Below are 22,126 nucleotides of genomic sequence, written 5' to 3'. Positions count from 1 at the left end.
GCTCCGTCTCGAGCAGGAGCCGCAGGCTCGGTCTCGTAGGGCTCCGGCGGCGCCGGGTAGCTCCCGAGGAGGACGGCGTCGGCGAAAACGCGGTTGTGCAGCAGGTCGAAGAGGGCGGCGGCGACCTCGTCGGCCTCCCTGTCGCTTGCCGGCTGAACCGGCGAGTACGCGTTGGCGATTCCGATGCCCCCGCGCACGTCGGCGGCGCGGAGACCCTGCACGGCGAGGCCGTGGCCGAGGAGCTGGTGGTGCGCCGCGGGCAGCGCGGCGAACAGGCGGGCCTCGCCGGGAGCATCCGTGCCGAGGGCGTAGCCGGCGAGGGTCACGGTCGCGGGCTCGTCGAGGGTGACCCAGGCGTCGACCCGGTCGCCGAACACGGCCCCGAGCTCGTAGGCATAGTCGGCGAAGCGCGAGGACGTGTCGCGGTTCAGCCAGCCGCCGCGCAGGGCGAGGGGCAGGTCGCGGTGCTGCAGCGTCGCCATCGGGCGGATGCCGGCGGCGAGCAGTCCGTCGACGAGCCGGTCGTAGAACGCGAGCCCGGCGCGCGAGAGCGCCCCGCGTCCGTCGGGCTGCACCCGCGACCAGGCGAAGGAGAAGCGATACGCGTCGACACCGAGCTCGCCCAGCAGGGTGAGGTCTTCGGGCAGCTTGTTGTAGTGGTCGGCGGCGACGGATGCGTTCGAGCCGTCCACGATGCGGCCGGCGGTGGCCGTGAACGGGTCCCAGGCCGATTCGGCGCGACCGCCGTCGCGGGCCGCGCCCTCGATCTGGAACGCGGAGCTCGCGACCCCGATCGTGAAGCCGTCAGGCAGCCGGTCACCGAGTTCGTTGGCGCGGTGCGGCCAGGCTCGGCCGGCGACCGTGTTGGTGTTGATCGGCTTGCTGCTCATCGTCCGAGGACTCTCTCCCGCTGGTGTTCGTGGTGCGGCCGAGGTCCGCAGGTCACCAGCCTGTCACGCGCCGCGGCGAACCCGCACCGATTCGTGGGTCCAGGGTCACGGGGTCAGGTCGCCGGTATCCGCGCAGGGCACGCCGGCCGGCATCCACTCGGTCAGCCCGGCACGCGCGGACCGGCCCGGGTTCAGCGCCCGAGCACTCGCTCGAGGTACCGGTTGGCGAACCGACGTTCCGGGTCCAGCCGGTCGCGGACAGCGAGGAAGTCGTCGAAGTGCGGATACGTCTCGCGGAGGGACTCTGCGTCCCTCGTGTGCATCTTGCCCCAGTGCGGGCGCCCGTCGTGCGCGCGCATGATGGCCTCGACGGCGGTGAAGTACTCCCCGGGGTTCTCCCGGTAGAAGCGATGCACGGCGATGTACCCGGTCTCCCGGCCGTGGGCCGTGGACAGCCACACGTCGTCCGCGGCGGCGGACCGCACTTCGATCGGGAAGGAGATCCGCCAGCCGGAGCGCTGGATGAGGGCGCGGACCTCGCGCACGGCCGCCGGGATCGCGGCGACCGGGAGCGCGTATTCCATCTCGTGAAAGCGCACGGCGCGCCGACTCACGAAGATGCGCGTCGAGGCATCCGTATATTCCCGCCGTGCCATGAAACGTTCGGCGACCCGGTTGATGGTCGGCACGGAGGGCGGGAGCACCGCCCCGATCGTGCAGAGCGCCCCGAAGACGCCGTTGGCGAGCAGTTCGTCGTCGATCCAGCGGGAGACCGGTGCGAGAGGCGCGCGCCCGGCAGACGGGTCCAGCCGGGTGTTCGTCTTGGTGAGGGCCTTCTCGGTGTGCGGGAACCAGTAGAACTCGAAGTGGTCTGCGGCGCGGCTGCGCTCGTCGAAGGTGTCGAGCACCTCGCCGAGCGGCTCGGCCTGTTCGACGGCGTGCAGGAGGAACGCCGGGACGCACTGGATCGTCACGTCGACGAGGATGCCCAGCGCACCGAGGCCCAGCCGGGCGGCCGGGAAGATCTCCGCGTTCTCGGTCTCGCTCACGTGCAGGAGGCTGCCGTCTCCGGTGACGAGGGTGAGGCCGACGATCTGGGTGGCGAGTCCGCCGAAGGCGGCCCCGGTGCCGTGGGTTCCCGTCGACGTGGCGCCGGAGATCGTCTGCCGGTCGACGTCGCCCATGTTGGCGAGGTGGAGCCCGTAAGGTGCGAGCAGGCCGCGGATCCGGTGCAGGCGGGTGCCCGCGGCGAGGGTGACCCGGCCGGTGGCCGTGTCGACGCCGACAATGCCGGAGAGGTCGGCCAGGTCGAGGAGCACACCGGGGGCGACGGCGATGCCGGAGAAGCTGTGCCCCGATCCGACGGCCTTGATCGGAATCCCGGATTTCGCCGCGGCGACGACCGCACGCTGCACGGCCGCGACGCTCGTGGGCCGCTCGACCCTGGCCGGCCGGACGGACTCGCTGCGCGCCCAGTTCCGCCAGAGCGCACCGGTGTTCGTCACAGGAACGCCTTCCCCTCGCCGCGGTAGGTGGGCAGCAGGTCGACGACCCGGCCGTCATCCACCACTGCGAATTCTGTCACGTGTTCGCTGAGCTCCCCCGATTTGGTGTGCCGCAACCAGACCCGGTCGCCGACGTCGAGTGCCGCAGCCCCGGGCCCGGAGAGCGGGGTCTGCACCTCGCCGGCGGCTTCGCGGGGCACGACGGCGAGTCCGGGCGGCCAGGCGACGGCCGGCAACCGGTCGGTACCCGGCGGTCCGGATGCGACCCAGCCGCCGCCGAGAAGTGTCGCGGTATCCGGGCTCGGCTTCCGCACCACGGAGAGGGCGAAGGCCGCGGCGGGCGCCGGCGTGAACGCCGAATAGTTGTCGAAGAGGTGCCCGCCGAAGAAGCCGCTGCCCGCGGCGATATCGGTGACCGAGGCATCCGCGTGGGTGCTCTCGAGGGAACCGGTCCCTCCGCCGTTGACGAACTCGATCGGCGCGACCTCGCGCACGGCCGCGACGGCGGCGGCGCGGCGCACGCCGAGCTCCGCGATCGAGTGGCGGCGCACCCACCGGTTGACGATCCCGGTGGTGAGCGCGCGGGGGCCGCGACCGGCGGGCCGGTCGCCGAGACCGGCGACCTGCGATTCGTACGCCATCAGGCCGACGAGCGCGAAGCCGGGACGCGCGACGATGGCCGCCGCGACCTCCCTGGCCTCCTGGGCGGTGTGCACCGGCGAGCGCAGCACGCCGAGGTGGCCGAGCACCGGGTTCCGCCAGCCGGCGTCGAGCTCGATGCACAGGCGGATCACCTCACGCCGGTGCGGCGGGATCACCGCGTCGATCAGGTCGAGCCTGGGCGAGCGAGTCGACCATGAGGGTCACCCGGGAGGCGAGGAGCGCCGAACGGCAGAGGGCCGCGATCGCCGCTCGGTCCACGCTCGGATAGCCGACGACGACGTCCTCGATGGATTCCGCGAGCCAGAGCGCCTCGGCCAGGGTGTAGGCGAGCACGCCCCGGTAGCCGGGAACGGCGAGGATGGCCTCGAGCACGCCGCGGACGCGGATCGACTTCGAGGCGACGCGGATCGGGGTTCCGCCGGCGCGCCGCAACATGTCGTGGGTGTTGTGGCGGAGCGCCCCAAGGTGTAGCGCCGCGATGGGCGTGTCGAGCTGGCGGGTGGCCTCGGTCAGCGCCGGCCAGTAGCTTTCCGGTCGAAGCCAGGGCGTTCCGGTGGCGGGAGCGCTCAGGTCGGGAAGCGTCATGGCGAGATCGGCCCTGTCTGACGGCGGGGCGGCGAATCCGCCTCGTGTCCGTCAGTATGCCCTACGCCCGCGTCCCGTGGCAGATAACAATCCCGCGCACGATCGTCGCTCTTGCGCGTTGCACGTTGACAATCGGGAGGATGACCCCTGAAATGGAGGCAGGGGGGACCTATGCATCGCTCACGCTTCGCTTGCGCCGGCCCGCCGCAGTCCCGTCATGGTCGACGAACGCGGCGGATGCTTATCGCGCTTCGTGGCGCCCGGTCACCGATCCGGGTGGCCGTGCCGTCGCTGCTCATCACCGCAGGGCTTCTGCTACTGAGCCTCGGCGGTCTTCCGATGGGCGCCGACGCCGCCCACGCCGCGACCCCACCGCCGAGCGGGCCGGCCGCAACCCCGCTGTCGGCATCACCCACAATCGACAGCCCACCCCCCGGCACCTTCGTCGGCCGTTCGACCACCACGGTCTCGGGCACCCGCTCGGCCAGCCAGGAGATCCAGCTCCTCAACCCGGGTGCGGGCGACCCGCTCTGCATCATCGCTGCATCGCCTGCGACGGACTGGTCCTGCACCGCGAACCTCCCGAGCGGGCAGCACGTCCGCCTGAAGGTCGTCGTGACGGGTGATTCGACGCTCACCGCAGAAGAAACGATCGACGTACTCGGGGAACCCGTCGTGGCGGGCGGACCGTTCGGCGCCCCGGCGTCGAACGGAACCGTCCGGGGGTCCGCGTACCCGGGGGCATCCGTCGTCGCCTCGGTCTCGACCGGAGAGACCTGCCCGGCGACGGCCGACACGGGCGGGGCGTGGTCGTGCACGTTCCCGAACCTCCCGAGCAGCGGCACCCACACCGTGACGGCCGCGCAGCAGACCGGGTTCAGCGCACCCAGCTGGTCGAACGACAGCGCCCCGAAAAGCATCCTTTTCGACTTCGACCGACCCGCCGCTCCCGTCGTCTCGTCACCGACCGCCGGCGCGCGGGTGCCCCAGGCGGGGTCGAGCTATGCGGGGACGGGAGAGGACGGCGCCGCCGTCACCGTGTTCGCCGGACCATACTCCCTGTGCACCGTCGCGGTCACCGCAGGCACCTGGGCCTGCACCGCGACGGGCACGGTCACCGCGGGCAGCTATCGGGTGATCGCCGTCCAACAGGATGCCGCAGGCAACCAGAGTCAGGGAAGCCCCGGCCTCGGCGTCGACTTCGGTCCCGCTCCGGACGCGTCACCGTCGGCCAACCCCTCGACGTCGCCCGCTCCTCCTGCCGGGAGCGCCTCCCCGTCAGCCTCTGCTCCGGCTCCGGCTCCGGGCACCCCCTCCGAGAGCGCCACCGCGACCCCGACGCCCTCGTCGACCGCAACGTCCGTTGCGCCGGCCCCCATTCCGCCTGCGAGCGGCGGCGATTCGGCATCCGGGCACGGATCCTCCCTCCCCGGCGGCTGGAACGACCCGACCCAGTTCACGAGCGCGGTGCTGCCCCCGGGCTCGAACGCCGACTTCTCCTGGTTCGAGGCCGTGCTCTTCGCCGTCGGCGCCCTCGTGCTGCTCGTCATTCCCGCCCGCCTGCTGAGCGGCACCATCGTGCGGGCACGGGACGGTCGTCCGCTCTGGAACACGAGCGCCCTCTCGGGCCGCAACCAGGCGAGCGAGGAATTCGACAGGGCCCCGACCCTGGTCGTGAACCGCTGGCTGCTCGCGGCCGCCGCGATCGCGGCTGCGGCGACGCTCATCATGCTCTCCGGCACCGTGTCGAGCCAGCCCGCCTACCTGAGGCTGTTGCTCGCCGTCGTGCTCGCACTCATCGTCGTCAATACGGCCGGAGCCCTCGTGCCGCAGTGGTGGAGCTCGCGGGTGTGGGGCGTGCCGGCATCCGTCACCTTCCTGCCGCGCTACCTCCTGCTCGTCGCGGTGACTGCGCTCGGCTCGCGCGCGTTCGAGATCCACCCGGCCCTGCTCTTCGGACTGCTGGGGAGCGTCGCCGTGTCGAGCGGCCACAGCGCGATCCATCGCGGCCAGCTTGCGGCGCTGCGTGCCGGAAGCCTGCTCGCGCTCGCGGTCCTCGGCTGGCTCGTGCTCGGGGTGCTGCCCACCGGCGGCGGTTTCGGAGACCTGCTCGCCGCCGAAGTCGCCAACAGCGTCGTGCTGACCGCGGTCGGATCGGCGCTGCTCGTGCTCGTCCCGATCGGCAGCACAAGCGGGCGCAGCATCGTCGCGTGGTCGCCGCTCACCTGGGTCGGGCTGACCCTCGCCGCCTTCACAGTCATGTTCGCTGTCCTCAGCCCCGTCGTCGGGCTGTGGCACGGCGAGGGCAGCGTGACCCTGATGTGGGTCGCCTCCGGGCTCTTCGCGGCACTCAGCGTGAGCGCCTGGGCGTGGCAGCGCTTCGTCGTCCCTGAGCTCACCCCATAGGCGGCGACGGCTCCTCCGGCACGGTATCGTCGGACTGTGCGCCTGGGAGTCATTGACGTCGGTTCGAATACCGTCCACCTGCTTGTCGTCGATGCCCATTCCGGCGCCCAACCGGTGCCGATGGCCTCCGACAAGGCCGTCCTCCGGTTGATGCGGTATCTCACCCCGGAGGGGGCGATCACCGAGGAGGGCTGCGCGGCCGTGTTGTCCGCGGTGCAGCATGCGGCCGATGTCGCGAGTCACCACCAGGTCGACGACCTGCTCCCGTTCGCGACCTCCGCCCTGCGCGATGCCACGAACGGTCCTGAGCCTGCTCGCGACGATCGAGCGGGAGACCGGCGTCGCCCTCCAGGTCCTCTCCGGCGAGGACGAGGCCCGCCTCACCTTCCTGGCGGTGCGACGCTGGTACGGCTGGTCGGCCAGGGACATCCTGTTGTTCGACATCGGCGGCGGATCGCTCGAGATCGCCGCCGGCGCGAACGAGACACCGACGGTGGCCCTCTCGGTCCCGCTCGGCGCCGGGCGCACGACCGTCGGGTTCCTGCACCACGATCCGCCGCTGCCCGAGGAGGTTGCGGCCCTGCGCGCGCACGCGGCCGACGTGCTCGCCGAGGCCGTCGCGTCCTTCGCGGGACAGCCGGCCCCGCACCACGTCGTCGGCTCCTCCAAGACGATCAGGTCTCTCGCGAAGCTCGCCGGGTACACCTCGGACGGTTTCGGTTCGGGAGAGCGGATGCTGCTCAGCCGCGCCCAGCTCGCCGACTGGGTGCCCCGTCTGGCTCGCATTCCCGCGGACGCCCGCCCGGCCCTGCCCGGCATCACTGCCAACCGCACGTTCCAGATCGTTGCCGGCGGCATCGTGCTCCAGGCCGCGATGGCCGCCCTCAAGGTCGACGAACTCGAGGTTTCGCCCTGGGCCCTGCGTGAGGGCATCATCCTGCGCTACCTCGACCGCCTGGGCTGACCTGCCGCACGGGTGTGATTGACTCGCCCCATGACTGAAACGGGGCGTGAACGGGTGACAGCGGATGCCCGCGCCCGCGGACTCGAGATCGACATCGTCCCGCGGCCGGCGGCCGACAGCCTCGAGAGCGCCGCACGGCTCCTCGGAATCGACCCGTCCGGCATCGTCAAATCGCTCGTAGTCAAGCGGCACGACGGCGACTATCTCTTTGCGCTCGTGCCCGGCGACCGGCAGATCAGCTGGGCGAAGCTGCGTGCGCTGGTCGGCGTGAACAAGCTCTCGCTGCCGCACGAGGACGTGGCCCTGGCCGCGACCGGCTACTCGCGCGGCACGATCACCCCGCTCGGCAGCACGACCGCCTGGCCCGTCTTTCGCCGACGAACGCCTCCGGGGCAGCCGGGTCGCGATGGGCGCCGGCGAGCACGGCTACTCCGCATTCGTGGACGCCGATGCCCTGATCGACGCATATGGCGCGACCGTCGCCGACATCACCGACCCGCTCAAACCGCGCGCGTAACCGCCGGCGCACGTGACGGCCAGGGCCTTCTACAGCTCGGTGCGCTCGATGAGGTCGATCACGGAAATGTTCAGGTAGCGGCAGATCCGCTCGAGTTCCTCGACATAGAACGACTTCTCCCCCGTGAGCCGTCGGCGCAGGATGGCCATCGAGATTCCGGTCGCCGCCGACAGCTCCTTCAGGGTCCGGTTCTGGTACCCCATCTCGCCGCGGATCTCCTCGGCGATCCTGGCGCTTCGGCGCGGCGCATGCTCGAGCATCGGTTCCTCCCGCGTCGAATGGTGACTGGGTGACTGGGTGACACAGCGGCTGTCGCGGACATTCAACCGCTATCCGTCGCGCTCCGAAAGAGCCTCCGACGGGAGGTGGAAGAATCGGGTCATGCACATAGCCGACCGGACTCCGGCGGACCTCAGAAGCGCATCCGCGCTCTGGGACCAGGCCGGGCTCACCCGACCCTGGAACCCGCCCGAGCTCGACCTGCTGCGCGCGCTGGCCGGGGAGACATCGACCGTGCTCGGGTTGTTCGACGGGAAGATCCTCATCGGAACCGTGATGGTCGGCCACGACGGCCACCGCGGCTGGGTGTACTACCTCGCCGTCGACGACACCCACCGCGGTAACGGACTCGGACGGCGACTGATGGTCGCCGCGGAGGATTGGCTCCGGGAACGGGACGTCGTGAAGCTGCAGCTGATGGTCCGCTCGGCCAACGCGGCAGTGCTGTCCTTCTATGATCGTCTCGGCTACGAGGATGCCGATGTCCAGGTTCGCGCGAAGTGGCTCCGCTGAAGCGATAGCCTGACACCGATACCCCTGCGGGTATACCTGAATCAGTAATCAACGGAAGGCACCTGTGTCCAACGAATCGTCAGCCGCCGAGACCTCGCTGGCCGGGCGACCCGCCCACGGACCACTGCAGCGCAAGGTCGTCGGCGTGCTCGTCGCGGGACAGATCCTCGGGGGAATAGGCATGGGGGCGACCCTCTCCCTCGGTGCCCTTCTGTCGGCTCAGCTGTCCGGGTCGAGCTCCTGGTCGGGCATGGCCGCCACGATGAGCACTCTCGGCGCGGCCCTCGTCGCCGTCCCCCTCGCACGGCTCGCCCAGGCCAGGGGGCGACGACTTTCCCTTGCGACCGGTTCGCTCGTTGCCGGTGCCGGCGCCGTGCTTGCGATCACCGCGGTCTCCATCAACGTCTTCGCCCTCCTGCTCCTGGCCTTGATGATGCTCGGCGCCGGATCGGCCGCCAACCTGCAGGCCCGATTCGCCGCCACCGACCTGGCGAGCCAGGCCTTCCGAGCCCGCGATCTGTCGATCGTGGTCTGGTCCACGACGATCGGTGCCGTGCTCGGACCGAACCTGTTCGGCCCCGGCGAGGTCGTCGGCGCCGCCCTGGGCCTGCCGCCGATGACGGGTGCCTTCGCGTTCTCCCTGCTCGCCACGGTGGGCGCGGCGATCGTGTACACGATCGGGCTGCGACCCGACCCACTCCTGACCGCCCTCGCTGCCCGGGGAACGGACGCAGCAGCGCCCCGCCCCCGCGGCGGCCTGGTCATCCTGCGCACCACCGCTTCCGCCCGTTATGCCGTCGCTGTGATCGCACTGAGCCATGCCACGATGGTCGCCCTGATGTCGATGGCTCCCGTGCACCTGCGCGAGCACGGCGCCACCCTCACGGTCGTGGGCCTCACGATCAGCCTCCACGTCGCCGGAATGTACGCCCTCTCCCCCGTTTTCGGCTGGCTGGCCGACCGGGCAGGGCGGATGCCCGTCATCCTTGCCGGCCAGGCCCTGCTGCTCTCGTCACTCACGCTCTTCTGGCTCGCCGGAGACTCGAGCACCGTCATGACGATCGGCCTGATCCTGCTCGGACTCGGCTGGTCGGCATCCGTCGTCGCCGGCTCAGCCCTCATCGGTGAGGCGGTCGGCCTGAACGACCGTGCAGCCCTCCAGGGCTTCTCCGACCTGTCGATGAATGCGGCCGGCGCCCTCGGCGGCGCCCCTGGCCGGCCTGATGCTCGGCGCCGTCGGCTATTCCGGGCTCGGCCTGGCCACCATGGCTTTGGCCGGCGTTGTCGTGGTCTGGTCGATCGCCCGGGCCGCCGGCAGCCGCGGCTCCTCCGTCGCCTGAGCCGTCGGAACTCGACACCGGCCCGGTTGCAGGCGCGATACGACACTGCACTCGTGGCGTGACAGAAGTCTTATTACTGGTCAAGAGGGAAATCCGATAGCATGCAAGCTCGCCGTTCGTCACGGCGATGCCCACAGCGCGTCGATCCTCCGGTCATCCGGGGTACTCCAGGAGAATCACTTGGCCACTGCACGGTTCATGACCTTGATCGCGGCCGCTGCCGCTCTGACCATCGCGTTGTCGGCTGCTGCCGCCTGGGGCGCCGCGAGCGCCACCCTCTCGGCCCAGTCGACCAGTGTGGTCGCATCTGCGGCGAATCCGCCCGCGCCCGCATCCACGGGGGACGGTCCAGCGACCGGTGCCACGGGAACGACCGGTGCCAGCGGCACGGCCGGCACGAACGGCACGAACGGTACGAACGGTACGAACGGCACGGCGGGTGCTACCGGGCGTGCTGGCGCCAACGGATCGATGGGGGCCGCCGGGCCAGCGGGCGTTCAGGGCATCATCGGATTGACGGGTCCGACGGGAGCCAACGGAACAGCGGGCAAGACCGGCATCCAGGGTGCCGCCGGATCGCTGGGGGCGACAGGAGCCATAGGGGCCACAGGCATGACCGGGCCGACGGGAGCAACCGGAACCACCGGCGCCAACGGCGCCAACGGCATCGACGGAATCGCTGGGACGACGGGTTCACCGGGTGCCACGGGCCCTGGCGGCGATGTCGGAGCAACAGGGCCGACCGGCGCCCAGGGCCCCGTCGGGCTTACGGGCGCGACCGGGCTCACCGGGCAGCCCGGTCTCACCGGAGCCACCGGAGCCAGCGGAGCCACGGGGGCCACCGGAGCCACGGGAGCCACCGGGCAGACCGGCGCTCAAGGCGCTCTCGGACTCACCGGGGCGACCGGGGCGCCGGGCCTTGACGGCAAGGACGGCCAGAAAGGCGATACCGGGGCCCAGGGTGTGATGGGCGCGACGGGGATCCAGGGACTGACGGGGGTCGCCGGAACGGCCGGGGTCCAGGGGATCATCGGCCTCACCGGCCCGACCGGGCAGCAGGGCATGATGGGAATTGCGGGAGCGACCGGCAGTCAGGGCGCCGCAGGCCAGACCGGTGCCACCGGTCCCATCGGACTCACAGGTCTTACCGGCGCCACCGGACCCGTCGGTCTCACCGGCGCCACCGGACCTACCGGAAGCCCAGGCCTCGACGGCGCTACCGGCGCACAGGGGCCGAAAGGCGATACCGGAGCGACCGGAGCAACCGGGGCTGCGGGTCCCGTCGGCCCGGCGGGCGGCTCGGTCGCGGCCGCTGTGGCACTGGGGTTCCCGGCGGAATGCGCGGCTTCTGGGAGCCCGGCGCTCGTGACCGTCGGCTTCGGCACAGTCGCCAACCCAAGCAGCAGGATGTTCGAGGCACCGACGGTGTGCATCGTCAGGTCCATGTCTGCCACGGTCACCTCCGGCTCTGGGAGTACCCAGACGGGCAGGGTCGAGTGGTCGCCGGTCTACCTCGATCTCGGCGCTTCGACGTCGACGGCCCTCCTGGAGAGTTCGATGCTGAGCGGAAGGCCGTTCACATCGCTGAAGATCCAGCTCGGCACCGACCCCGGGCTCACGGGAGGCGCCTCCTGCACGGCCCTCACGACCGTGCCCTGTGATCGTTCCGCGGGATCCCTCGTGTACACCTTCGACAGCTCAGAGCTCACCGCATTTTCAGCCGGCCTGGCGACGGATTCCAATGCACCGATCGCGGTCGGCTGGGTGGGAATCCATATCAGCAGGGTGGGCGTGGGCGCGCAATACGATTCGGCCCTCGACGCCTCCACTGATGCCGCTTCCCCAGAGGGAACCGTCCTGGGGGAATGTGCCTCGACCATGCCGCTTGACCGGTTCGCCACGATCAGCGGGGTGGTCGGCCCGCTTCCCCAACAGCGTTTCGCGGTGGCCTCGGGCGACGGATGCCTCCGGTTCAGCGCCCCGGGATCGGTGACCACGCGCGGGCATGCCTACGTCGACTCGATGAAGCTCACTCTCGCCGATACCGGCGACGTGGCGATCGGCAGCATCGTCGACGGCACGGTTCGAACTCTCACGCTCACGGACCAGAATCCCAGCGACCATCGCCCCGTGAGCGTGACCACCCTGACCGGGGTGTTCTCGAATGCGGCCGTGGGCCAGGGCAACGCAAACAACGGTGCAGCCCTGGAATTCGTGATTCAGAAATTCACCCAGACCTACTACTCGATCGACACCCGGCAGGTGATCGGGACCAGCTCCTGGAACTTCCAGACCGGCACGGCCTCGTGAATCGGTCGGCTAGGGTCGAATCATCGTTCGGTGCACCGCTGGCGAGTGAAAGTCAGGTTGTCCCATGAGTGTCATGTCTGTGCCCGAATCCCTGCCCGTCCCCGCGAAGCCGGCAGATCCGGGAGCGCTCGGGCTGGGCGCATTCGCACTCACCACCTTCGTGCTGAGCCTGGCGAACACCGGCTGGGTGCCCGCGGCCGGCGCATCCGTGCTGGCTGTCGCGCTCTTCTACGGCGGACTTGCACAATTCGCGGCCGGAATGTGGGAGTTCGCGAGGGGCAATACCTTCGCGGCAACGGCGTTCACCTCGTACGGAGCCTTCTGGCTCTCGTTCTGGTGGCTGGAGACCAACCCGGCCGTTGCCCAGCAGGCGGGACCGAGCGGAGTGGGTGCCTACCTGCTGGCCTGGGCCATCTTCACCGGATATATGACGATTGCGGCGGTGAAGACGAATCGGGTCACGCTCGTCGTGTTCGCTTTGCTCACGGTGACGTTCCTCGCCCTCGCGATCGGTGCTTTCACGGGACTCGGCGGCATCAGCCAGGCGGGCGGCTGGCTCGGCCTGGCGACGGCGCTCGCCGCCTGGTACGGCTCGGCGGCCACGGTCGTGAACGCGACCTGGGGACGCATCCTGGTTCCGGTGGGTGCTCCCCGCTCTTAGGAACCTGCGGGTTCCCGCACCGTGATCGGGTCCAGCTCGGTGGTCTTCCGGGCGTCGGATCGCAGTGAGGAATGCCCGTCCGCCCAGCTACTGAGCAGATGCGCCGACTGACGGTCATCGAGGGACAGGAACACGCTCGCTCCGAACATGATGTCGCCGACCGAACCAGGGTCGTCCTCGGCGAGTGAACCGGCCAGGTCCCGGCAGGCCGACCGTTCGCGCGCAAAGCCGGCTTCGACGTGCACATCGAAATACCGGGCCACGCTGTCGTCAAAACCGAGCCGCTGGAATCCATCGGAGTACAAGCGGCTGGGAATCGTCGACGTCATCTCGAACGCGGCCAGGTGCCCGACGAGCGCGCCGCGCAGGCGCCGGTTGAGCCCGAACATCGAGATCGCATTGAAGGAAGCGAGCGTGATAGCCGGCACCGCGTCGACGGATGCGTCGTAGCCCCCGTCGAGCCCCGCCGCCAGCAGGGCGGCCGCGAACAGGACCGAGTGCATCCGCTCGACCCGCTCGTCGCCGTATTCATCGGTGAGGATTTCAATGAGGGCGGACTTGGACCGACCGGCCAGGCGCGGGATCCCCCAGGCGTACGGATCCGCTTCCCTGAGCGCGTAGACCGAGCGGTGGACGAGGAGCTCGAGGGCCTGCTGCCGGGAGGCCGCGCGCGCCACGAAAAGTGCCAGGCCTGGGTTGTGCTCGTGCCCGGTCAGGGTGAAGAGTGCACGGGCGACGTCGTCGCGGGTCGCCGTAGGCAGTGGTGGCTGCGGCGCCGAGGCCCGCAGTGCGGCCTCGAAACCGTGCTCGAGGATGACACGTGCGGCCAGGATATCGGGATGCCATTCCCACTCCTCGTCGCCCGGAACAATTCCGTCGTAGTGCAGGCGGTATAGCAGGAAGAGAGTCAGCTGCAGGTCTTCATCGACCAGGATGTCTGGGACGCGACCGAGGGCACCGACCGCCAGCGCCTCGAACCCGCCGAGGCCGGTCCCTCCGCGTTCGGTGGGCCCGGAGAGTGCGGCGAGGAGCCGTTCGCTGACCGGGCCGCGAGCCTGACAGGGTGGCGCAAGAGACGGTGGAGTGGAGCATGGAGCCTCGTTCCAGTATTGCGATCGAGTCGCGACGGTATGCCGACGTGACGATTCAAACGCCCTCCACCGAAAACAAGGGGCAGGCGTGGACTGTTCGCCGGTTCTGGATTGGAAACAGTCACTAGTAAGACGTGACTCGACCTCGAATCGTCACGATCGCCGGGAATGTTGGTGGTGAACGGCCATCCTCCGGCGACGGCTGGAGTCGATCGAAAGCCGTAACCATGTCTTAGGTTGGGATCATGAAGCCGTTTGACCGCGATCCCAGCTCTGATCGGGACAAAATGTACGACCTGCTAGGTCAGGCGACCGACGTCCCCGTCGAGACACGCCACACACGGTGGACTCGTCGCGTGGGCGCCGCCGCTGCAGGCATGGTTGTCCTGGCTGTGGTCGCTGTCGTCTGCGTGGGCCTCCCGATCGCCTTCACCACGGGCGGAACGGCCGTCACGCGAGCACTCGTCCCCGACTCCACGTCGTCCCTGGCCAGGCTCAGCGATGAACTCAGCACGATCCCCGGTGTCGCCTCCGTGGGCGACGCACACTCGAGCGCGGGAGATCTGAGCTTTCGAAACAACGGCTTCCTGACCGTCACCGCTGCACCCGGACTCACGGACACGGCAGTGGGCCACCTCGCCGGGCACGTTTCCCAGGCCCTCGCCACCGTCCAGCTCGGTTCCGACTCGCGGCTGATGGTCCGGCTCGACGTCGATCGGCTGAACGTCGCCATCTCTCAGGAGGCTGCACTGAATGAGCCCCGACTGAGGCTCGCCCGACTGGTTCTGGCCCTCGACGGCGTATCCCGTGTCACGGTCTCGTGGCGGGAACAGGGTGATGACCTCATCTTCGACACGAGCAACGTCAACCTTGATGTCACTGTCATCTCGTCCGGTCTGCCCGCAGTGGAGCTCGCCGCACGTTCGGTGCGAGTCGCGCGCACCGTCCTGGCGGATGCGTCGGTGACGACCACCCTCCCCGGCCCCACACTTCGGGCCGACGCATATACCCCCGACCGGATCCCAGACGACGGATCGAACGGGTCCCGGACCGTCCTGCTCGAGTCCGTGGGCAGTTCTCTCACCGGGGCACTCGCCCTGGCCACTGCTCTCGACAGCCGCAACGACATCGTCGGATATTCCGTGTCCGGCACATACGCGCAGATCGTCTTCCGTGCCGGCACCGATCCCGCTCTGGCCGTCGCTCAGCTTGACCTCTCACACTGGGCAGGCGTCCGCGCGTTCGTCGAGGGCGACCCCGTCGAGTGGTCGTTTCACGACCATTCGTGAGACCACGATCTCGGCCCGGACCTTCCGGCAACTCGCTTCACCGGCGCGAGGTGGAGGTGCCCGGACACTCCGGCTCCGCTCAGATCAGGCCGTGACGGCGGAAGGCGTTCCAGACCCCGTCATCGAGCACCGACGTGGTGACCTCGTCGGCGTGGGACTTGACCTCGTCGATGGCATTGCCCATCGCGATGCCGACACCGCAGACCTGCAGCATTTCGATGTCGTTGCTGCTGTCGCCGATGCCGATGGCGGATGCCGCGTCGAGGCCAAGCAGGTCGAGCAGCTGCAGGATCGTGGTGCCCTTGTTCACCCCGCCGAGGGTCACCTCGCCGCTGCCGCGACCCATGTGGGGAATGGTGCCGGTGATGACGTGGAAATCGTCGCCAAGCGCGGTCGAGACGCGATCGAACGCCCGGAGGTCGCCGGCCAGGAAGACCGACTTGGCGATGCCGGTGAACGACAGCGGCCGCACGTCGGCGAAGGCCTTCAGGACCGGGTGTTCGTCGGGTCCGGTGACGGAGGCGAGGTCTGGCCGGGGATCGCCCTTTCGTTCCCTGTCATCCTCGAGATAGGTCGCGTAGCGCGCGCGCACTCCGGCGCTCGGGTAGAGCTTGTCGTAGGACTGCAGGTAGAAGTCGTAGCCCGCGGCCTCGTAGAACCCGACCATCCGGGCGACCGCTGCTTCGGGCATCGTGCGGGAGATCACGACGTCGTCGCCGACTTCGGCGAATCCGCCGCCGGCGCTGATCGCCCCGTCGAAGCCGATCTCCCGGATCGCCGGGTAGATCTCCACCGACGCCCGCCCCGTGCTCAGGTACACCAGGTGACCGTTCTGTCGGGCGAGGCGCACCGCCTCGATCGAGGAGGGTGCGATCGCCTCCCCGGAGTCGATGAGGGTGCCGTCGACGTCGACGAAGGCGATGCGGGGGGAAATCATGATCTGCTCCAGACGAGGCCGCCTCCGGGACAGTGCGTCCAGGAGGCAGCCGACGGGACGAACCCGTTTGCTTCTACGCTATCGGGTGAGGCTTGCACCGTTGGATCGGATGACCTCGGCGTACCAGTCGAACGACTTCTTCTTGAGGCGGTCGAGGGTGCCCGTGCCGTCGTCGTTGCGGTCGACGTAGATGAACCCGTACCGCTTGCTCATCTGTGCCGTGCTGGCGCTGACGAGGTCGATGCAGCCCCAGGAGGTGTACCCCATCACGTCGACGCCGTCGGCGACGGCCTCGCCGACCTGAACGAGGTGATCGTTGGAAGTACTCGATACGGTAGTCGTCGATGACGGTCTTCCGGCCATCCACCGTGACGAGCTCGTCCTTGGCCCCGAGTCCGTTCTCGACGATGAACAGCGGCTTCTGCCACCGGTCCCAGAACTGGTTCAGCACGATGCGCAGGCCGACCGGGTCGATCTGCCAGCCCCACTCGGATGCCTTCAGGGTCGGGTTCGCGACGCCGGGGAAGATGTTCCCTTCGCCCGTGACCCGCTTTGAGTTGTCGGCGGTCTCCGCCACGCTCACGTAGTAGCTGAACGAGACGAAGTCGACGGTGTTCTCCTTGAGCAGCGCCCGGTCGTCGTCGGTGATCACGAGTTCGACGCCCTGGTCGCGCAGGCTGCGCAGGTAGTACCCCGGGTATTCTCCGCGCACATGGATGTCGCCGAAGGCGAGGTTCGTGCGTTCGGTGGTGAGCGAGGCCATCACGTCGTCGGGATCGGGCGACAGGGGGTAGACCGGCATCGCGAGGATCATGCAGCCGACCCGGGCGGACGGAGCGAGCTCGCGGGCGGCCTTGGTGGCGAGCGCGCTCGCCACCAGCTCGTTGTGCACGGCCTGGTACAGGTCGGTCCGGGTGAGCTGGTCCTTCGGGGTGTTGATCCCGCCGGACAACAGCGGGGCGTGCAGCACGGAGTTGATCTCGTTGAAGGTGAGCCAGTACTTCACCCGGGCGCCGTAGCGGGCGAAGAGCACCCGGGCGTAGCGTTCGTAGAATCCGATCAGGTCACGGTTGACCCAGCCGTCGTAGGTCTCCGTCAGGTGCAACGGGGTCTCGTAATGCGAGATGGTCACCAATGGTTCGATGCCGTGCTTCTCGCACTCGTCGATCACACGGTCGTAGAACGCGAGCCCTTCCTCATTGGGTTCCGTCTCGTCGCCGAGGGGGAAGATCCTGCTCCAGGCGATTGAGAAGCGGAACGTGCGGAATCCCATTTCGGCGAACAGGGCGATGTCTTCGGCGTAGCGGTGGTAGAAGTCGATACCCACCTGCTTGAGGTTGTCGTCCGTGGGGCCCGCTGTGCGCGGTATCGTGATTCCCTGTGGCATGACGTCCTGTATGGACAGGCCTTTGCCGCCCTCGTTGTATGCGCCCTCGATCTGGTTCGCGGCGGGTCGCGCCGCCCCAGAGAAAGTCCTGCGGGAATGTGACGGGTGTGGAATCGGTCATTCGTGTACTCCTTTTCACTACTGACTACGTATTACGCAGATGACCGGTGGAGGAGCGGCCGAGCCGCTCCTCCACCGTGACGTACAAACCGCGCCCGATTACTTCGCGGTGGCCAGTTCTTCCTCGGCGATCGCGAGGAAGAGGGGGTCTCCGTGCGCCACCGGGCCCGCGGCGGGTGAGCCGATGGTCGGATACTTCTTCGGGTTGGTGATGATGACGGGCGTCGTGATGTCGTATCCCGCCGTCGTGATTGCTTTGATGTCGAACTCGAGCAAGAGATCGCCGGCCTTGACCTGCTGGCCCTTCTCCACCTTCAGGGAGAAGTACTTGCCGCCGAGCTTGACCGTGTCGATGCCGACGTGGATCAACACGTCCGCTCCATCCGCGTGCTGCAGCCCGATGGCGTGTCCGGTCGGGAACGCGGCGACCACGAGAGCGTCGAACGGGGCGTAGAGGGCGCCGACGCGGGGAATGATCGCAACACCCTTGCCGAGGTCGCCACCGGCGAAGACGGCGTCGGGGACCTCGCTCAGCGCAACGGCGGTGCCGTCGAGCGGGCTCAGCACCTCGAGGTCGGTGCCGTCCACCACGGCGGCGACCTCGTTGACCGGATCCTTGAATCCGAGGATCACGGTCAGGCCGAACGGCACGATGATGGCGACGAGAAGGCCCAGAATCAGCATCACCGTGTTTCCGGTGCCGAACAGGGCGGGCAGCGCCAGCAGCGAGGGCAACACGAAGGCGTTCGCGGCGACGCCGCCGGCCGAGATGAGGGCACCGCCGAGGACGCCGCCCACGATACCGAAGACGAACGGACGCTTCAGCGGCAGGTTCACGCCGTAGATGGCCGGCTCCGTGATACCGGCGAGGAAGCCCGACAGGGTGGCCGGGGCAGCGAGCGACTTCAGGTTGGAGTTGCGGGTGCGCACCCAGACCCCGGCGACGGCGGCAGCCTGCGCCAGCACGGCGGCGAAGAGCGGCGCAGTGATGTAGATCAACCCGGTGCTCTGCAGTTCGGCGGTCATCAGCGGGACGAAGCCCCAGTGCAGGCCGAAGATGACGAAGACCTGCCACAGGCCGCCCATGATTGCGCCGCCGAGCCACGGCACGACGGTGAAGACCCAGCCGATGCCGCCGGCAAGTCCCGTGCTGATCAGGTTGGAGAGCGGACCGATCACCAGGAAGGTGAGCGGTACCAGGATGATCACGATGATCATGGGTGTCACGAATCGGCGGATCGCGGCCGGCAGTGCGGCATAGAGGAAGCGCTCTCCGTGACTCTGCAACCACACGATGACGATGATCGGGATGACGCTCGAGACGTAGCTGACCATCGTGACCGGGATACCGAAGAAGGTGATGCCCGGCACGCCGTTGAGCGCAACGATCGACGGATACACGAAAGAACCGGCGATGGCGAGCGAGGTGAACTGGCTCGCGTTGAAGTACTTCGCCGCGGTGATCGCGAGTGCTAGCGGGAGGAAGTTGATGAAGGCATCGGAGAGGGCGTTCAGGATCGTGTACGTCGTCGTCGTGTTGTCGATCCAGGCGAACGTGACCGCTGCGGCCAGGAAGGCCTTCAAGAGTCCGGTGCCCGCGAGAGCCCAGACCAGCGGGGTGAAGATCGCCGAGATCATCGCGATGAAGCGGTTGACGAGGTTGCCCTTCGGGCCGTCCTGGGCGGCCCGGCCGTCGGAGGCAGACGTGCCGCCGAGCTTCGAGATCTTCGTGATCTCGGCGAAGACCTCGGGCACCTCATTGCCGATGACGACCTGGTACTGACCGCCGGCCTCTGCCGTCGCGATGACGCCGGGAGTGGCCTTGACCGCCACCTTGTCGACCTTCGCGTCGTCCTTGATGACGAATCTCAGTCGCGTCGCGCAATGCACGAGCGACTGGACGTTTTCTTCGCCGCCCACACCCTTGAGGACCGCGCATTTGCAGTCTTGGAGTAGTCCATCGTTCTCATTCACCTTCCGCCGCGACATCGCGGCTTCCCTGCTCAGGAAGCGACTATTCGGTGTTTTGGGCAAAAAAAGACCTGAACTCATTCACCGCCATACTGGCGATGCGAGTTCAGGTTTTGCCCGCTGAGCGGTAACAATCCGAAAATGCTTCCACGGGGCGTCTTCGCCCTGCAGCCTCAACGTAGCACACGCTCAGGTCGCTGCGCCATCCGCCATCTGGTTCGCGAGCCGTTCGACGTGCACGATCACGTACAGGAGTTCTTCATCCGTGAGGTCGGAGCCCGTGGCGGCGCTCACGTACGACTTGACGTCAGCGGCGATGGCGTAGGAGCGCGGATAGCTGTGTTTGGCGAATTCGAAGAAGGACGTGTCCGAGCCCCGCAGCATCGACTTCGCCACGAGCCGCTGCAGGAGGAACTGGATGTGCAGGATGAACCGCGCGTAGTCGGGGCTCGCCACGTCGAGCTGCACGCCGAGGCCGCCCTCGACCGTCGTCACCACGTGCTGCACCCGCCGGAAGAGCAGCGCCGCGGTTCCATTGGGTTCGTCCCTCGTCGCGTTGAGGAGGTGCATGGTGAGGAACACCGCTTCCTCGTCGGGGAGGGCGGTGTCCAGGCTCGCGCTGACCGAGCGGGCCATCGCCGTGGCGGCGTCGAACTCCTGCGGGTGAAGGACGCGCAATTCGGGCATGGACGTCGTCGGGATCCGGATGCCTTTCTGCATCCGTTCGAGCACGAATTGGATGTGGTCGATGACGGCGAGCGGCAACCGGCGCCCGAGGCTTCGGCCCAGGGTCCGTTCGGCCTCGTCGACGGCCGTCGTGACGGCTTCGATCACCGGGTACGGTACCGAGGCAAGAAGCTGGCGGGCGTGCTCGGAGTCGCTGCCCTGATCGAGGACGAAGGTCTTTTCGACCTTGGCGGGGTCGATCGTGTCGGTCGGAAGCAGCTGGAAGCCCAGTCCGCGGCCCATCAGCACGCGTTCCTGGCCCGACTCGTCGATCGAGATGACGACGTTGTTGTTGAGCACCTTGTGCACCACCTTGTCCGGTGTGCGTGCCGCCCCGTCTTGCCTCGCCATATCGCTAGTTTAGGGCGCTCGCCTTTTCACGTCCGCCGTGCTCGACGGACACGAGCGCTAACCGACAGGGCGGGCCGAGAGCACGCAGAATTCATTGCCCTCCGGGTCCGCCAGGACCACCCAGGGTACGTCTCGCTGGCCCACATCGGCACGGGTTGCCCCCAGGCCGAGCAGACGCCCGACCTCGGCGGCCTGGTCGTCGGGGACGAAATCGAGGTGGAGACGGTTCTTCACCGTCTTTCCCTCGGGTACCGCGCCGAACAGCAGCGTCGGGTGAGCGCCCTCGGCTGCGGCGAGTTCGAGCTCGTCGTCGCTTTCGCCGACCACGATCCAGCCGAGTGCCTCCTGCCACCATCGCCCGAGCACTTTCGGGTCGCGACAATCGACGACGACTTCTTCCCAGAACAGCGACATGCCGGACACACTACGCGGCAGGTCCGCCCCGGGTCCAGGCCCGGAGCGATCTGGATGCCGCCGTAACGGTTCGGCGCTCGGGTCAGGCGGCCAGGTGAAAGGTGCTCGCGAAGCGGCCGAGGAGGGCTCGGCGACCCCGCAGCACCTCGACGACCCCGGTCTCGATCGCGCGCTCCGGAGCAAGCTCACCGGAAATGAGCAGGCGGATGCCCGGACCGGCGGCGAAGGCGAGGTCGACGGGCCCGTCCCCGCGCGTCACATCGAGGGTGGAGCCGTCCACTCGGATCAGAAGCTCGGCACGACCGAACCGCGCTGCGTACGCGGTAGCCGGGAGCTGCTCCGCGACCTGCGGCTGAAAGGCGGTCCGGAGGTCCATCGTCATCGCGTCGGGGGTGATGACCTGCTCCTCCCGCGGATCGCCCAGGGATTTGAAGCCCCAGGCCCCGAGTGCGAGCACCACGGGCTCGAGCTCGCGGCCGTACGGCGTCAGCTCATAGACGATGACGCGCGAGTGCGGCACCCGTCGAATGATGCCCGCCGCCTGCAGGCTCCTTCAGCCGTGCGGCCAGGATATTGCTCGGGATCCGGGCAAGTCCCCCGGCGAGTTCGCCGTAGCGGCGCGGCCCGACGAGCAGGTCGCGGACGATGAGCAGGGCCCAGCGCTCTCCCACAAGCTCCAGGCCTCGCGTGACGCCACCGTATTGACCATAGTCGCGTGCGGCCATCGACCTCAGTCCTGCTGATTCGCGAAGGCTTCGGGGCCCTGGGCGGCTGCTACCGGGTCCATCCAGCCGAACTCGAGGAAGTTGCCGTCGGGGTCGTTCAGCTGGCGCTGGTACATGAAGCCGTAGTCCGAGGCTGGTTTGGGCTCAGAGCCTCCAGCAGCGACGCCGTCGGTGACGGCCTTGTCTACCGCCTCGCGACTGTCCAGGAAGATCGCGGTCGATACCGAGGGGTTCACGGCAGGATCTCCGATCGGAAGGTCGGTGAAGGTCTGGAAGTACTCGCGGACCAGAATCATGAAGTAGCTGTGGTCTTCCTCGACCACGACGCAGGCTGCGTTGTGGTCAGAGAAGGCAGGGTTGATGGTGAATCCGAGCGCCGTGTAAAACGCCTTCGAGCGCTCCAGGTCGGTCACCGGCAGGTTGACGAACATCGCGGTCATCGTGTCTCCTTGTAGAGGTTTCCAGGTGGATTGACGTCATAC

Annotated in this window: 15 protein-coding genes and 6 pseudogenes; 9 read left to right on the top strand and 12 right to left on the bottom strand. The window is 68.5% G+C overall.

Translation table 11 applies throughout. The annotated features are described in order from the left end of the window. Nucleotides 1-110: 110 nt before the first annotated feature. From KIV56_RS16420 to KIV56_RS16410, 3 genes and pseudogenes are all read right to left on the bottom strand, one after another. Nucleotides 111-890, bottom strand: a pseudogene (locus KIV56_RS16420) (glycoside hydrolase family 1 protein); the annotation flags it as partial. 191 nt (nt 891-1,081) lie between these two features. Continuing rightward, the gene (locus tag KIV56_RS16415) at nt 1,082-2,395 is read right to left on the bottom strand and encodes a D-arabinono-1,4-lactone oxidase (protein WP_281534271.1); all 1,314 of its coding nucleotides are present in this window, start codon (nt 2,393-2,395) and stop codon (nt 1,082-1,084) included. Continuing rightward, nucleotides 2,392-3,643: pseudogene (locus tag KIV56_RS16410) on the bottom strand (alanine racemase). Before KIV56_RS16410 ends, KIV56_RS16415 begins: the two are co-directional and overlap by 4 nt. A 237-nt stretch (nt 3,644-3,880) precedes the next feature. Between KIV56_RS16410 and KIV56_RS16405 the strand changes: the two are divergent. From KIV56_RS16405 to KIV56_RS16395, 4 genes and pseudogenes are all read left to right on the top strand, one after another. Further along, complete coding sequence (locus KIV56_RS16405; RefSeq protein ID WP_281534270.1) at nt 3,881-6,049, top strand: Ig-like domain-containing protein; 2,169 nt, start codon at nt 3,881-3,883, stop codon at nt 6,047-6,049. Between the two features lie 120 nt (nt 6,050-6,169). Continuing rightward, nucleotides 6,170-6,295, top strand: a pseudogene (locus tag KIV56_RS19980) (Ppx/GppA family phosphatase); the annotation flags it as partial. A 43-nt stretch (nt 6,296-6,338) separates the two neighbouring features. After that, nucleotides 6,339-7,013, top strand: coding sequence for a Ppx/GppA phosphatase family protein (locus tag KIV56_RS16400; protein WP_348648411.1), 675 nt, complete (start codon nt 6,339-6,341; stop codon nt 7,011-7,013). 30 nt (nt 7,014-7,043) lie between these two features. Then, nucleotides 7,044-7,530, top strand: a pseudogene (locus KIV56_RS16395) (aminoacyl-tRNA deacylase). A 29-nt stretch (nt 7,531-7,559) separates the two neighbouring features. On the opposite strand, the gene KIV56_RS16390 reads toward KIV56_RS16395, so the two are convergent. Then, entirely contained in the window at nt 7,560-7,790 is a 231-nt protein-coding gene (locus tag KIV56_RS16390) for a helix-turn-helix domain-containing protein (protein WP_281534269.1), read from the bottom strand. 121 nt (nt 7,791-7,911) lie between these two features. Here KIV56_RS16390 and KIV56_RS16385 point away from each other — a divergent pair, with 121 nt between their 5' ends. From KIV56_RS16385 to KIV56_RS16370, 4 genes are all read left to right on the top strand, one after another. Further along, nucleotides 7,912-8,322 carry a GNAT family acetyltransferase gene (locus tag KIV56_RS16385; protein ID WP_281534268.1) on the top strand — a complete coding sequence of 137 codons (411 nt, stop codon included), beginning with the start codon at nt 7,912-7,914 and terminating at the stop codon, nt 8,320-8,322. Between the two features lie 64 nt (nt 8,323-8,386). Then, the gene (locus KIV56_RS16380; RefSeq protein WP_348648410.1) at nt 8,387-9,724 is read left to right on the top strand and encodes an MFS transporter; all 1,338 of its coding nucleotides are present in this window, start codon (nt 8,387-8,389) and stop codon (nt 9,722-9,724) included. Nucleotides 9,725-9,842: 118 nt separating this feature from the next. Continuing rightward, nucleotides 9,843-11,972 carry a hypothetical protein gene (locus tag KIV56_RS16375; protein WP_281534267.1) on the top strand — a complete coding sequence of 710 codons (2,130 nt, stop codon included), beginning with the start codon at nt 9,843-9,845 and terminating at the stop codon, nt 11,970-11,972. Between the two features lie 64 nt (nt 11,973-12,036). Beyond that, nucleotides 12,037-12,633, top strand: a complete 597-nt coding sequence (locus tag KIV56_RS16370) for an acetate uptake transporter (RefSeq protein ID WP_281534266.1) — start codon at nt 12,037-12,039, stop codon at nt 12,631-12,633. On the opposite strand, the gene KIV56_RS16365 is transcribed toward KIV56_RS16370, so the two are convergent. Then, nucleotides 12,630-13,310, bottom strand: coding sequence for an iron-containing redox enzyme family protein (locus KIV56_RS16365; protein ID WP_281534265.1), 681 nt, complete (start codon nt 13,308-13,310; stop codon nt 12,630-12,632). The two genes, KIV56_RS16370 and KIV56_RS16365, sit on opposite strands and share 4 nt — an antisense overlap. Before the next feature lie 791 nt (nt 13,311-14,101). Here KIV56_RS16365 and KIV56_RS16360 point away from each other — a divergent pair. Beyond that, nucleotides 14,102-15,013 carry a hypothetical protein gene (locus tag KIV56_RS16360; protein WP_281534264.1) on the top strand — a complete coding sequence of 304 codons (912 nt, stop codon included), beginning with the start codon at nt 14,102-14,104 and terminating at the stop codon, nt 15,011-15,013. A gap of 79 nt (nt 15,014-15,092) precedes the next feature. On the opposite strand, the gene KIV56_RS16355 is transcribed toward KIV56_RS16360, so the two are convergent. The 7 genes and pseudogenes from KIV56_RS16355 to KIV56_RS16325 all read right to left on the bottom strand — a co-directional run bounded on the left by KIV56_RS16355 (nt 15,093) and on the right by KIV56_RS16325 (nt 22,084). Continuing rightward, nucleotides 15,093-15,950, bottom strand: coding sequence for a Cof-type HAD-IIB family hydrolase (locus KIV56_RS16355; protein WP_281534263.1), 858 nt, complete (start codon nt 15,948-15,950; stop codon nt 15,093-15,095). A gap of 78 nt (nt 15,951-16,028) precedes the next feature. Continuing rightward, nucleotides 16,029-17,458 (bottom strand): annotated as a pseudogene (locus KIV56_RS16350) (glycoside hydrolase family 1 protein). A 98-nt stretch (nt 17,459-17,556) separates the two neighbouring features. Continuing rightward, entirely contained in the window at nt 17,557-19,431 is a 1,875-nt protein-coding gene (locus KIV56_RS16345) for a beta-glucoside-specific PTS transporter subunit IIABC (protein ID WP_281534262.1), read from the bottom strand. A 186-nt stretch (nt 19,432-19,617) separates the two neighbouring features. Beyond that, nucleotides 19,618-20,505 carry a PRD domain-containing protein gene (locus tag KIV56_RS16340; protein WP_281534261.1) on the bottom strand — a complete coding sequence of 296 codons (888 nt, stop codon included), beginning with the start codon at nt 20,503-20,505 and terminating at the stop codon, nt 19,618-19,620. A 57-nt stretch (nt 20,506-20,562) separates the two neighbouring features. Next, complete coding sequence (locus KIV56_RS16335; RefSeq protein ID WP_281534260.1) at nt 20,563-20,919, bottom strand: VOC family protein; 357 nt, start codon at nt 20,917-20,919, stop codon at nt 20,563-20,565. An 82-nt stretch (nt 20,920-21,001) separates the two neighbouring features. Further along, nucleotides 21,002-21,644 (bottom strand): annotated as a pseudogene (locus KIV56_RS16330) (winged helix-turn-helix transcriptional regulator). 5 nt (nt 21,645-21,649) lie between these two features. Then, the gene (locus KIV56_RS16325; protein WP_281534259.1) at nt 21,650-22,084 is read right to left on the bottom strand and encodes a VOC family protein; all 435 of its coding nucleotides are present in this window, start codon (nt 22,082-22,084) and stop codon (nt 21,650-21,652) included. Nucleotides 22,085-22,126: the final 42 nt, after the last annotated feature.

The organism is Cryobacterium breve, from assembly GCF_027594785.1.
Lineage (GTDB): Bacteria > Actinomycetota > Actinomycetes > Actinomycetales > Microbacteriaceae > Cryobacterium > Cryobacterium breve_A.
This window is presented reverse-complemented; position numbering and strand designations above follow the sequence as displayed.